The organism is Streptosporangium jomthongense (genome assembly GCF_042650425.1).
In the GTDB taxonomy this organism is placed as follows: Bacteria; Actinomycetota; Actinomycetes; order Streptosporangiales; family Streptosporangiaceae; genus Streptosporangium.
In genome coordinates, this window is the sequence record NZ_JBHSBC010000038.1 from 90,891 (window position 1) to 104,050 (window position 13,160).

The window sequence follows — 13,160 nt, forward strand, 5'->3', positions numbered from 1 at the left end:
TAATCAGGGATATGTGCGCTATTTCCTGTATTACCTACACAGACAGTAGGGATGTTGGGAATTCCTGTCAAGCCGGGGTTTATCAGCGTTTGAAGGAAATCAGCCGTGTTTTCCGGCCGTCACCTGGGGGGTTCCGGACGGCGGCGAACCAGCTCGACGACCGCCGCGATGTCGCGGTCCGCCCAGCCGTTCTCCGCGGCCTCCTCGTAACGTCGCTCGACCAGCCGGGCGACGGGCAGTTCGAGGCCGAGGGACTCCCCGAGCTCGACGGCCAGCCGTACGTCCTTGGCGCCGAGCGGGGTGGTGAACCAGCCCTTGTGGTCACCGTCGAGGACGTCGTCGAGCCGGTTGTGCAGGGCGGGGGCCACGGTCGGCCAGCGGCTCAGGAAGTCGCGAAGCCTCTCCTGGTCGAGCCCGGCCGCCTGACCGGTCGCGACCACCTCACCGAGCACGGCGAGCCCGGCCATGAGCAGGTAGTTGCTGAGCAGCTTGAACGTCAGCGCGCCGCCAGGGTCCTCCCCGCAGTAGTGCTGGACCGCGAACAGGTCGCACCAGACGGGGTCGAGGTCGCGGGCGTACTCCCGCTCGCCGCCGATCAGCACCGTGGCCTGTCCCTCGACCACGGCCTGCGGCGCCCCGATGACCGGCGCGGCCACGAAACGGCGGCCGGGCGCGATGTCCCGCAGCTCACGGGAGGTCGAAGGGGAGACGGTGCTCGTGTCGGCGATGACCGTCGCCTCGTCCTGCCCAAGGGAGACGAGCCGTCCCATCACGTCGCGGCTGGCCCGGTCGTCGGCGAGGGACAGCAGCACGGCCTCGGCGTCCAGCGCGGCGTCCAGCGGCGAGTGGACCTCGGTGGCGCCCGCGTCGACCACCTCGGCGGCCCTGCCCGGCGTACGGTTCCAGACCCGCACCGTGTGACCGCGGGCGAGCAGTCGCTGGGCCATCGCCCTGCCCATCCGACCCATCCCGAGCACCGCTACCCGCATTGCCTTCCCCTCCGTCGTCCCCGTTCCCGCCTACCGGAGGGCTTCCCTGATCCACGGAAGCGCAACCGGACGGGCCGTCAGCGTCCGGTCAGCGTCCCGTCAACGCCGTCACCGACGCTCCTCCCATGATCTCCTCCTCCCGCCGGTGGGGCACACTGGCCGTCGCCTGTCTCGCCGTACTGCTCCTCAGCATCGATCTGACCGTGCTCCACCTGGCCGCGCCGAAGCTGACGCGGGACATGCGCCCCTCCGCCACCCAGTTCCTGTGGATCGTCGACGTGTACGGCTTCGCCCTGGCCGGGCTCCTGGTCACGATGGGCAACCTCGGCGACCGGATCGGGCGCAGGAGGCTGCTGCTGGCCGGGCTCGTCGCCTTCGCCTGCGCCTCCGCGCTGACGGCCTACGCCCCGACGCCGGAGCTGCTGATCGCCGCCAGGGCGCTGCTCGGCGTCGCGGGCGCGACCGTCATGCCCTCGACCCTGTCGATCATCCGCAACGTCTTCACCTCCCCCCGCGAGCGGGCCACCGCGGTCGGCGTCTGGAGCAGCGTCTCGGCGCTCGGCTTCGCCCTCGGCCCGGTGATCGGGGGCCTGCTGCTCGACCACTTCTGGTGGGGGTCGGTCTTCCTGGTCAACGTCCCGGTCGCCGCGCTGATCGTCGTCGCCGGCGCCCTCGTGCTCCCCGAGTCGCGCAACCCGAACCCGGGGCGGATCGACCCGGTCAGCGTCCCGCTGTCGATCGTCGGGGTGGTCGCGGTCATCTACGCGGTGAAGAACGCCGCCCACGACGGGGTGACCGCCCCCGGCGTCCTGGTCGCGGCGGTGGTCGGCGTGGTGGTTCTCGCCCTGTTCGTCCGGCGTCAGCGGCGGCTGGCCGAACCCCTCATCGACGTGCGGCTCTTCCACCACCGCGCCTTCTCCGGCGCGGTCGGGGCCAACGTCGTGTGCATCTTCTCCATGCTGGCCGCCTCACTGGCCTTCGCGCAGTACTTCCAGCTCGTCCTGGGGTGGTCGCCGCTGGTCTCGGGGCTGGCGAGCCTGCCCGGCGGACTCGGCGCGGCGGTCGGCGGCGCCCTGGCGACCCCGCTGGTCGGCCTGCTCGGCAGGGCCCGGGTCGTGGCCCTCGGGCTGGCCCTCGGCGCGACGGCGTTCGTGCTGTACAGCCGGTTCGGGACGGACACCGGCTACCCGTACATGCTGCTCGCCATGGTCCTCGCGGGGTTCGGCAACGGGTTCGCCTTCGCCGTCACCGGTGACACCGTCCTGGCCTCCGTCCCCAGGGAGCGGGCCGGGGCTGCCTCGGCCATCGCGGAGACCGGTCAGGAGATGGGCGGCGCGCTGGGCATCGCCGTACTGGGAAGTGTGCTGAACGGCGCCTACCGCGACGGCCTGCGGCTGCCCGCCGGGGTGCCGGACCGGGTGGCCGGGCAGATCGGGGAGTCACTCGGCGGGGCGCTGCAGGTCGCGGCCGGCCTGCCCGCCCAGGTCGCGGAGGCCGTCGGGCGGGCCGCGAGGCTGGCCTTCCTCGACGGCATGCGGACCACGCTGGTGACGGGGGCCGCGCTGCTGGCCGTACTGGCGGTGGCCGTGCTGTTCACGCTGCGCGGTGTTCCCAAGGAGATCCCGGAGGTGGTCCTCGACGACGCGGGCCGCGCGCAGGACGACGAGCCCGCGCGGATCGGCTGACCCGCCGGGAAACCCTCGCGCGTTCGGGAAAAGGGACAGCCCCTAATTGTCGTGTTCAGCTCGCCCGATCGGGCGCCTCGAAAGGGCGCGGGCCATTCCGTCCGGCCGCCGGGGGGCCGGGACGGCACCTCGGGGCTGGAAACGATTTCCCCCTCCCCGCCCCCACCCCCGGAAAACGGAAATACAACGCAAGGAGAACGGAAACCCCGCTTCAGGGAAATATCAGATCACCAGCAAATAGCGCAGACCAGCGCAAACCTCAGGCCGCGAACCTCTCCAGAGAGGTTCCGGCACCCCCCGTACGGCCTCGGCACCCGGCCGCAAAGGAGGGGTTTCGGACAGCACATATCTATGATTATGTATTATTTATAACTTAATAACCATAAGTGCCGATTACCATTGCGCTTTACCTTCCCAATGGATCACGGTCAGTCTAATATTTGGACCTATGTCATGGCGTGCATCAGATTTCCCAGATGAGGAAGCCTGGCCTCCCGGTCGTGGCGGCACTTCCACCGGAGACGAATCTGAGCACGAGTCCGACTGGCACCCCGAGAGCCTGCCGACGTTCAACTGGCGCCGTGCCGTACTGTTCGGAACCCTCTCCGTGGTCGTCGCGGGCGCGGGCGTCTGGCTGATCAGGGCCAACTCCGCGACCCCGCAGACCCTCGTGGCCGACCCCTCGCCGCAGACGTCGAGCGCGGGCTGGGGAGCGGCGACGCGGAGCCCCTCGGACACCGACGCCGGCAAGCCCGCCCCCTCCACCTCGGTCTACGTCGACCGGAGCGGCGCCGGGGACGGCGCCTCCGCCACCGCGCCACCGGGCAAGACCGCCATCGGGACGACCGCGAAGCCCGAGGAGTCCCCCCAGCTCACCGTCCGGCAGGCCTACCGCATCCACGGCTCGTACCAGAAGAACCTGTCGGCGGTTCAGACCCGGATGGACTCGGCGGCCATGGGCAAGCTCGAAGGCGGACTGGCGGTCGAGATGACCCGGGCCAGCTTCAAGACCGCCAAGATGCAGGGCGAAACGGTCGCCTCGGGCACCTGGCCGAACCCGCAGGTGTGGGTGCCCCGGCACGTCGAGGGCTCCCCCGACTGGTTCGTCGCGGTCGCCCACGAGACCGGCATCGCCCGGGTCGTCGACCTGATGAGCTCGACCCCGGCGGGCTGGCGCCTGGTCGCCTCGGGACTCGACACCCGCGCGATCCTGCCCGCCTTCCCCAAGATCGCCACGGACGCCGAAGGCTACGCCACGAGCCTTCCTGAGAACGCCACCGGCCTGGTCGCGACCCCGCGCCAGATCGCCGAGGAGCACCTGGAGAGCCTGGAGAGCGCCAAGCCCGACCAGAGATTCGAGGACGGGCCGTGGACCAGCGAGACCGTGAAGTTCTGGCAGCAGGAACGCGCCCAGCTTGAGGACGCCGGATGGATCCTCAGCCTGACCTACCGTCAGGAGGGCCCGATCCGGGCGCTGCGAACCGGGGACGGGGGCGCCCTGGTCTGGTACTCGGCGCGCTCAACCGACACCCGCATGGCCGAGCGCGCGGGGGCGAAGGTCACCCTGAAGGGTTCCGCCGCAGTCCGCACGCGCAACAAGGCGTTCACCCACTCGGCGAGCGCCACCTATGGACGGATGTACGTGACATATGTACCCCCCGCCGGCTCCACCGACCCCGTCCGTGTACTGGGCGAGTGGAGTGAGGTCCTGGAGAGCCACGGCGACTGACGTCCCACCGGGAGAAGAGGAACGCCCATATGACACCTTCACGTAAGCCCTCACGTGCGACGGTGATCACCGCGAGCATCGCGATCGGCGTGTTCGGTGCCGGCGCCGGGCTGGGAACCGTCATCGCCGCCCGTTCCCAGCCCCCCGCCGAGCAGTCCGTACGGCTGGCCGCGGGGACCTATCACCTGGACGAACTCGCCCAGGCGTGGAAGGCGGGCGAGGCCCCGTCGCTGTCCGGCTCCGACGCGGGCAGCACGATCAGCAAGAAGGGTCCCCTCGGCACGGCCCTGGCCGGTGCGAAGGTCTGCCTGACCGCGACCGCCGACGGGCACGCCGTCTCAGGAAGCGCGGGAGGCTGCATCGGCCTGCCCGTGCTGGCCAGTGCCACGGCCCCGCTCCAGCGTCCCAGCAACCCCAAGTCCGGGACGGCCAAGGACACCAAGGACGCCAAGGACACAGCGCCGAAGGCCGCGCCGCAGCCGACGGTCAAGCCCGTCAAGAACGACGCCCCCCCGAAGAGCAACACGGGCGGCGGGGGCGGAGGTGGTGGAGGCGGCGGCACCACGCAGAAGGCACCCGTCTCCGCCCCGGTCCAGCCCCCGAAGACGAACACCAAGGCCGACCCGCCCCCACCCCCGCCGACGAAGAAGGTCAGCGGGGGCATCTCGGACAACGGCAGTGTGATCGACAAGCCCGCGACCCTCGCGGAGAAGCCGAAGCTCGGCATCGGCGCGGACGCGCCGAAGGTCGCCGACCGTGACGAGAAGCCGCAGCCGGACTCTCCCAAGCCGCCCAAGGCCGCCAAGCCGACCGGCGCCCTCAAGCCCGCCCTGCCCAACGGCACGGCCAAGCCGGTCACGCCGCCCAAGACAACCGCCAAGCAGAAGCCCCAGAACCCGGTCAACCAGCCCCAGGACGCCGCTCCCAAGTCCTCGGACGCCGCTCCCAAGACTTCGGACGCCGCTCCGAAGTCCTCGGGCAAACACCACCCGGACGCGCAGTCGGCGCCCGAGACGACCGAGACGACCGACGAGAACGGGGAGGCGTTCACCCCCGAGCAGGAGCCCGACCAGACCGTGCTCCAGCCCGCCCCCATGGGAGCGGGAGTAGAGACGCTGCCGGTCTTCAAGGACCCCGAGTTGCTCAAGCGGGCCCAGGAGGCCCTGGGGCTCGACAAGAACATGCGCTACACCGACGAGAACGGCGTGTGGGACCTCAACATCGCCCCGCCGGGAACCCCGCCGTGCCGTGACTACACCGAGGACGAGCTGCGCGAGCTCGGCGCCGACCAGGACGGCGCGGTCATCCCCCGCGACTCCTGCCGGTGGCCCGCCTTCGTCCGCTGGCTCTACGCCGAGCCCGCGCCCGGCGAGGTCAGCAACTGGACCAAGTTCACCGGCCTGCCCGAGCGGAACCTGGAGTTCGTGGTGACGGACCAGGCCCCCGCGCAGCCCGAGCAGCAGCCCGAGCAGCAGCAGCCGGACCAGAACGACCAGTACGACCCCTACGGCCAGGACGACCAGCCCGGTCAGCAGGGCCAGCCCGACCAGCAGAACCAGCAGGGCCAGAACGGCGAGTACGGCCAGCAGCCCCCGGCCCAGCCCGACAAGCACGACCAGTCCGGCGGCCTCGTACCCGCCCAGCCGCAGCCCGACCAGCAGACGAGCCACTCCAAGCAGCAGCGGCGGGAGACCCCGTCCGACGCGGGGCCGTACGAGACCCGTCGCTACATCAAGAACGGCCCCGGCCAGGTCGAGCCGGACCAGGACGGGCCCACCGGACCATGAGCACCTCCACCGGCGTCGGGCGTGTCACGCCCGGCGCCGGCGGCGAGGGGGCGGCGTGGGTGAGCGAACACGGCGCGCACCTGCTGGACTACGCCGCCTCCCACCTCGCCTCAGGCCGGGCGTTACCCGCGGTCGCCTCCGTGCTGACCGCGTGCCTGGCCGAGCCGTCCCCGCCGGAGAGGGTCGGCGTCAGAGGACGGCTGTTCTCCGCCCTGCGGCGTGACTGCCTGGCGTCCCCCGACCACCGGGAGATCTACGTCCCCGACACGGGGCCCGGCATGCCGGACGAGGAGGTCACCGAGCGCGTCTGGTCGCTCGTCGAACCGCTGGGCACCGAGACGCTCAGGCTGATGTACCGCCACGGACTCACCACTGAGGACCTCGCGCACGTCCTGGCCATGCCGGTCGAGGAGGTCACCAGGCTCGCCACCCGCACCCAGGACCTGCTGGAGATCCTGGCCAGCGGGCTCGACGCCCTCGCCAACCACCGCCGCACCTGCCCCGAGCTGGGCCCCCTCGTCGAGCGGATCTTCCCCGAGGAGGAGTGGACGGCCGCCGACATCGACGCGGAGGCACGGGGGGACCTGATCTCCCACATGCTGAAGTGCCCGGTGTGCGCGCGGCCGATCAACATCCGTTACACGGTCCCGCAGATGGTCTCCCATCCGCGCATCCGCTCGCTTCCCCCGCAGGTCCGGCGTCAGCTCCTGGACGCCCTGCCCGAGCCGCCGCCGTCCCCGCCGAAGCCCCCGGCCAGGCGTTCCCCGGGCATCGCCGGAGCGGGACCGCTCGCCGCGCCCACGGCCGTCGCGGAAACCGGTACCGAACCCGTCTCCGGGCCCCCCGCCGCCGTGGACCCCCGGACGCGTCCCGCCAGGCAGGACCGCTCCACGATGCCCTACCGGACCGTCCGTCCCGAGGGCGTGAGCCGTACCGGGCCGAAGCAGAGCCCTGACCGCCGGGATCGTCCGGCGCCCGAGACCGAAACCGACCGGCGCAGCCGCCGGGACCGCTCCATGCCGTACGGCCCGGCCTCGGGAGACCGCTCCCCCACGTCCTCCAGGCCTCCCAAGTCCTCCGAGACCCCGAGGTCCCCCGAGCGGCACGGGGACCGTCCCACGCTGCCGTCCCTGCCCGTGCTGCCCGCCCCGGGGCCCTCGGTGCCCCCGGGGCCCTCGGGGCCACCACTCGCGCCGCCCGTCCCCGGGCAGAACACCCCGCTCTACGACGCCCTGTTCACCCAGGCGTGGGCGCGGAACACCGCCGAGCGCGAGACGGACGCCTCGGCCACCATGCCGTCCCTGCCCGCCGTCGCCAAGTCCTCCCAGAAGTCCTCCCAGAAGTCCCCCCAGAAGCCCGCTCCGAAGCCCGCGACGGGACGCGAGCCGGACGATACGGAGGGGTATCCCCTCGGGGTCCGCGTCCTGGAGGCGCTCGCCCCCCTCGGGACGTGGCTCAGGAACACCACCGTCAAGGTCGTGATCGTCATCGTCGCGGGCGCGACGGGCACCCTGCTGGGGATGAACCTCCTGGCGCCCGTGATGGGGTCGCGGGACACGGTGACCTCCCTGCGGACGACCACGCAGAGCCAGACACCCGACCGGCCGACGGCCTCGCCCCAGCTGACGTTCCCCGGGGCCGAGTCGTCCGGGTCCGCCTCGGGAGAGCCGGGAGGGTCGGGGGAACTCGCCAAGCGGGTGCGCGTCCCTCCCCTGGTGACGCTCGACGAGTTCGGTCAGGGGAACATCCTCCTCACCGTGACGGGCTCCCCCCTGCGGTGGCGCGTCACGGCCCCCGGCCTGACGGTGCGCCCGTCGAGCGGCACCACACGGCCGGGCCGCCCCGACGTGATCGCCCTGCGCGCCCACCGCATCCGCCACTGGTGCGGCACGCCCTTCACCGCGACGACCTCCCTGACCGTCCACGGACCCGACGACTCGATCACCACCACGGTGCGCTGGCAGACCTGCTGACCTCCCGCGCTGCCCTCTGTGAAAGGACCCTGGCCATGACGGAGACGTCCCCCCAGATCCAGGCTTCGCCGCCCCCGCAGGGCGAACCGTTCCAGGAGACGGTCCCCCTCACCGCCGAACACCTGCTCATCAACCGACGTCCCGAACCGACCGGCGGCTGGCGCCGCCTGGTGTGGCAGGTCTCCGGCGGGAGGATCACCCCCGCCGAGTCGAGCGCCGAACTGGAACGCCGCACGCTGATCGCCCAGGCCCAGACCCCGGTGGCCAGCGGCCACCACCGGATCGCGGTGATGAGTCTCAAGGGCGGGGTCGGCAAGACCACCACGACCGTCGCCCTCGGCAACACCCTGGCCTCCCTGCGGGGCGACCGGGTGATCGCCATCGACGCCAACCCCGACCGGGGCACCCTCGGGCTGAAGGTCAAGTCGGAGACCGCGGCGACCATCCGCACCATGCTCGCCGAGGCCCCGCACATCATGCGTTACGCCGACGCGCGCGCCTTCACCTCCCAGTCGCCCGCCCGGCTTGAGGTCCTCGCCTCAGACAGCGACCCGGCGGTGAGCGAGGCGTTCGACGCCGACGACTACCGGACGGTCGCCGGGCTCATCGAGCGTTACTACTCCATCTGCATCACCGACTGCGGGACGGGGCTGCTGCACGGCGCCATGGGGGCGACGCTGGAGCTGGCCGACCAGATCGTGCTGGTCAGCCTCGTCGCCGTCGACGGCGCCAACTCGGCCGCCGCGACGCTGGACTGGCTGACCGCCCACGGCCACTCCGACCTGGTCAGGAACGCCATCGTCGTGCTCAACGCCGTCGAGCCCAAGTCCGACGTGGACGTCAGCCTGCTGGAACGGCACTTCGCCGCCCGCTGCCGCTCGGTGATCCGCGTGCCGTACGACCCGCATCTCAAGGAGGGCGCCGAGGTCGACCTCGTACGGCTGCGCCCGACCACCAGGGGCGCCTACCTGCGTCTGGCCGCCGCGGCGGGCCAGGCGTTCGGCCAGCGCCAGGACCGGAGCCGCTAGTGGCCAAGAACGGCGACCTGGACTGGGACCTCGGCCCGCCACGCAACAACCGCAGGATGCTCCTCGTCGTCGTCTCCATGGTCGGGGCCATCCTGCTGGCGGCCGTGATGTGGCGCGTCGTGGGAGGCGGCCAGGAACCCCAGGTGGTCTCGACGGTCTCCACCGCCGAGGACGGAGGCGGGGGCGTCGTGCTCGCGCAGCCGTCCGGCTACGAGAGCGAGGCGGGTTATCCCGTCGGGTTCCCGCACACGGACCTGGGGGCGGCCTCGGCCGCCGCCGCCGCGCTTGAGGGCGCCTGGACGCTGGACGTCGCCCAGGCCGAGCATGCCGCCGTCCTGTACGCCCCGCCGGAGCAGCGGGACACGGCCCTGGCCGGGGCGCGGGCGGCGGTCGCCGGATGGCGGCAGACCCTCGGCCTGCCCAGGACCGGGCCGCTGCCCGAGGACGCCGCGATGCGGACCAGGACGATCGGCGTCCAGTGGCGTTCCCGCTCGAAGGACCTGGTCCAGGTCTCCGTCCTGGTCCAGGTGACCGCGACCAAGGGCGTCGGGGACACCGACCCCACCTATTCGAGTCCGTACGCCATGAACCTGCTCATGAGCTGGAACCCCACCATGCGTGGCCCGAGCCAGGGTGACTGGGTCAACATCCCCGATCCGGTCACGACCACGGTGCCCCAGGTCGCCCTGCCCGGCAGTCCCGAGTTCACCGCCGCGGGCTGGAAGCCCATCGCCGGTTCCGACCCCACCCCCTAGATCGAGGAGGACCGCCCATGCCCCGACGCATCCCGTCCCGGCGCGTCACCCTGATGTCAGGCCTGCTGCTCGCCGGGGTCTCCGCGACGGCGGGAGCGGTCGCCGCCCACCCGTGGAGCGCCCTGGCCGAACCCACGAGTGAGACCTCGACCACCTCCCAGACGGCTCCCGAGACCGAGTCGGACACCTCCGCGCTCTCCGACTCGGAGGGCTCGTCGATCTCCAAGGACTCCGGGGGGTCCGGGGGGTCCGGGGACGCTGAGGGGTCCGGGGACTCCGGAAGCTCCGGGGATTCCAAGGGTTCCGGAGGTTCCGGGAGCTCCGGGGGGTCCAAGGACTCCGGGGGGTCTGGGAGCTCTGGGGATTCCAAAGACTCTGCGGGCTCCAAGAGCTCTGAAGGTTCCAAGGGTTCCGGCGGCTCCGGCGGCTCGGAGGAGGCCGGGGAGGTGGCGCCCGCCGAGGGGTCCGACCCCGACGTTCCGGAATCCGACCAGCCAGCCGATCACTCCGACGGCGGTTCCACCGGCGACTCCGATGGCGGTTCCGACGGCGACTCCGGTGGTGGCTCTGCCGGTGACTCCGGTGGTGGCTCCGCGAAGAAGCCCGCCAAGAAGTCCGCCGGGAAGTCCACCAAAGTCTCCGAAACCGGCAAGGGGACCTCCTCGTCGAAGCCGCTCGCGCGCCCCAAGGCGGCACACAAGGAGCCCTCCTCCGACACGGACGTCCCCACGACGCAGGAGACCCCCGCTGTCACGGCGCTGAAGGCGCCCGCCGGGAAGACGAGTGACATCGATTCGCTCTCGATCGACGATCCGGCGTCCCCGGTCCCCGCTCCCACCCCGGGTCTCGGCAAGCCCGGCAAGGGTGAGGTTCCGCAGGTGGCCACGACGCCGCCCGCCCCGGCCACGGCGCAGAAGCCGGGCGACGACCTGACCGCCTCCCCGAAGCCGCCGAAGAACTCCACCGGCGAGAAGCCCACGGCGAAGAAGCCCGGCGCGAAACACGACGAGAAGAAGGACCAGGGAAAGAACGACACCACCAAGAAGGCCGGTGACAAGAAGGGCGGTGCGAAGAAGAGCGGCGGTGAGAAGGCCCACGAGAAGGCCCGGAGGAAGACGCGGCAGAAGGCGAAGACCGGCACGAACTCCGAGTCGACGACCAAGAGCCCCTCGGTCTCCGTCGCCTCCCCACCCGAACCGGTCCCGCCGACCCCGACCCCGGTTCCGACCTCGGTTCCGGCTCTGGCCCCGACCGCCGTACCCACGGCCACGCCGGACGCGACCGCCGTACCCACGGCCACTCCCGCTGTGCCGGCCACAGTGCCGACCACGGTGCCGACCGCGATACCCGCCACCGTGCCGTCCGAGGTGCCCACCGTGACACCGACCGCGGCACCCGCCACAGCACCGTCCGAAGTGCCCGCCTCCGGACCCGCTGCCGAATCCACCACTGCGCCCGCCGCTGTGCCCTTCCCCTCGTCCCCCTTCTCCGTGGTCGTCGTCCCGTTGCCGCCGTTGCGGCACTCCATCGGTTCCGGGGTCTGCGGCGCCGACCAGCTCGCCGCGTGCTGGAGCCTCGGGCCGTGGCACAGCCGTACCTCCGAGTTCCCCACCGCGGCGGCGAACACGCCGTGGTCGGCGGCCGTGACCTCCCGGTGGGCCTTCGGGCCACCCGCCGGGCGTGAGGGCCGTCCCGCGAACCCGTCCGGGACCTGGTCGCCGAAGGCACCGGGTTGCTGGAGCTTCAGTCCTTCCGCGCTCTGCGCCAGACCACAGGAGCGGCGATCCTGATGTCCAGGTCGAACCTACGATTAGCCGTGCTCAGCCTGGTGGCCGCGCTGGCGGTGAGCACCCTCACCGTCGCGCAGGGCCAGGTGCTGTCCGGCGCCGACTGCTCCCCCTCGGAGAACGCCGAGGCCCTCGGCTGGGGCGCGCCCACCTGGTGCGCCGAGTTCGACGACTACCTCGACGAGGACGAGTGGGTCGTCTACGATTCCCCGGGACACGCGGGCAACGGCCGCCGCTCCCCGGACCAGCTCTTCCTCGGTGACGGCGCCCTCTACCTGTACGGCCGCGCCGACGGCACGACCGCCGGGCTGGCCGCCCGCCACGTCCAGACCTACGGCCGTTGGGAGACGCGCATCCGGCTGTACCCGGGGGCCGGGTCCTATCACCCGGTCGCCCTGCTGTGGCCGCAGGAGGGCGGCGGGAACGTGCGCAGTTCCACCGGGGAGGAGATCGACTTCCTTGAGGTCATCAACGACCCGCAGCGGCAGCGCCCCAACTTCTTCCTGCACACACCGCAGGGCCAGGAGCAGGCGCACGCCCAGGTGGACATGACCGACTGGCACACCTACGCCGTGGAGAACACCTCGGAGGGGGTCGTCGGCTACCTCGACGGTCAGGAGTGGTTCCGCTCGCCGAACGCGGCCCGCAGCCCCATGTCGGTCTGCCTGCAACTGGACTGGTTCCCCGGCCAGGGCGACCAGGGCGAAGCCTGGATGGAGGTCGACTGGCTACGCGTCTACCCCCTGGAGTCCTGAGTTCAGGGCGTGTACGGCCTGGCCTGTCGGCCCTGTTTGAGGGTGGTCGCCCACCAGATGAGCTGGTCGAGCATGATCTTGACCGCGCCGTCGGCGCCGTCGCCCCCGGTCGGTCTGTCCTCGGCGTCGAACAGCACGGGGGTGTGGTGGAAGCTCACCGTCTCGCGCAGGGACACCACGTGCAGTTCGGCGAAGACGAGGCGGAGCTGTTCGACCGCGCGCAGGCCCCCGGAGCGACCGCCGTACGAGACGAACCCGACGGGTTTGGCGGCCCACTCGTGGCGGACCGCGTCGATCGCCAGCTTCAGGCAGGCGGGGTAGGCGTGGTTGTACTCCGGGGTGATGACCACGAAGCCGTCGGCGGCGGCGATCCTGGCGGCCAGCGCGGCGGCCTCCTGCCCGGTGTCGCCCGTCAGGGACGGCTGGGCGGGGGGAAGCGGGGTGCGGCTCAGCTCCATCACGTCGAGGCGCAGGTCGGCCCGGCGGCCGGCCTGCGTGAGGAACCATCGGCCGATCGTCGTGCCGACGCCGCCCTCGCGGGGACTGGCGATGATCACTGCGATGTCCAGCACGGTGGCCTCCTCGGGGTGCACGGCTCGTACCCCCAACCGTGCAACCTCAAGCTGGCTTGAGGTCAACCGCGACTTCGGTCACACTCCCGTCCACGGTCCC

At 71.7% G+C, this 13,160-nt stretch carries 10 protein-coding genes; 8 read left to right on the forward strand and 2 right to left on the reverse strand.

Annotation, left to right across the window (positions count from 1 at the left end; all coding sequences use genetic code 11):
• Positions 1–119: 119 nt before the first annotated feature.
• The gene (locus ACFOYY_RS32465) at positions 120–989 is read right to left on the reverse strand and encodes an NAD(P)-dependent oxidoreductase (RefSeq protein ID WP_386194883.1); all 870 of its coding nucleotides are present in this window, start codon (positions 987–989) and stop codon (positions 120–122) included.
• Positions 990–1,114: 125 nt separating this feature from the next.
• On the opposite strand from ACFOYY_RS32465, the gene ACFOYY_RS32470 reads away from it, so the two are divergent.
• From ACFOYY_RS32470 to ACFOYY_RS32505, 8 genes are all read left to right on the forward strand, one after another.
• On the forward strand, positions 1,115–2,674 hold the full coding sequence (locus ACFOYY_RS32470; protein ID WP_386194885.1) for an MFS transporter: 1,560 nt from the start codon (positions 1,115–1,117) through the stop codon (positions 2,672–2,674).
• A 448-nt stretch (positions 2,675–3,122) separates the two neighbouring features.
• The gene (locus ACFOYY_RS32475; protein ID WP_386194887.1) at positions 3,123–4,403 is read left to right on the forward strand and encodes a hypothetical protein; all 1,281 of its coding nucleotides are present in this window, start codon (positions 3,123–3,125) and stop codon (positions 4,401–4,403) included.
• Between the two features lie 29 nt (positions 4,404–4,432).
• On the forward strand, positions 4,433–6,190 hold the full coding sequence (locus ACFOYY_RS32480) for a hypothetical protein (protein ID WP_386194888.1): 1,758 nt from the start codon (positions 4,433–4,435) through the stop codon (positions 6,188–6,190).
• Entirely contained in the window at positions 6,187–8,163 is a 1,977-nt protein-coding gene (locus ACFOYY_RS32485; RefSeq protein WP_386194890.1) for a hypothetical protein, read from the forward strand. The genes ACFOYY_RS32480 and ACFOYY_RS32485 overlap by 4 nt, the downstream gene beginning before the upstream one ends.
• Before the next feature lie 35 nt (positions 8,164–8,198).
• Complete coding sequence (locus ACFOYY_RS32490) at positions 8,199–9,191, forward strand: MinD/ParA family ATP-binding protein (protein WP_352015041.1); 993 nt, start codon at positions 8,199–8,201, stop codon at positions 9,189–9,191.
• The gene (locus ACFOYY_RS32495; RefSeq protein WP_352015042.1) at positions 9,191–9,946 is read left to right on the forward strand and encodes a hypothetical protein; all 756 of its coding nucleotides are present in this window, start codon (positions 9,191–9,193) and stop codon (positions 9,944–9,946) included. Before ACFOYY_RS32490 ends, ACFOYY_RS32495 begins: the two co-directional genes overlap by 1 nt.
• Before the next feature lie 17 nt (positions 9,947–9,963).
• On the forward strand, positions 9,964–11,736 hold the full coding sequence (locus ACFOYY_RS32500; RefSeq protein WP_386194893.1) for a hypothetical protein: 1,773 nt from the start codon (positions 9,964–9,966) through the stop codon (positions 11,734–11,736).
• Complete coding sequence (locus ACFOYY_RS32505) at positions 11,736–12,488, forward strand: glycoside hydrolase family 16 protein (RefSeq protein WP_362779564.1); 753 nt, start codon at positions 11,736–11,738, stop codon at positions 12,486–12,488. Before ACFOYY_RS32500 ends, ACFOYY_RS32505 begins: the two co-directional genes overlap by 1 nt.
• A gap of 2 nt (positions 12,489–12,490) precedes the next feature.
• On the opposite strand, the gene ACFOYY_RS32510 is transcribed toward ACFOYY_RS32505, so the two are convergent.
• Positions 12,491–13,060 carry an NADPH-dependent FMN reductase gene (locus ACFOYY_RS32510; protein WP_352015045.1) on the reverse strand — a complete coding sequence of 190 codons (570 nt, stop codon included), beginning with the start codon at positions 13,058–13,060 and terminating at the stop codon, positions 12,491–12,493.
• Positions 13,061–13,160: the final 100 nt, after the last annotated feature.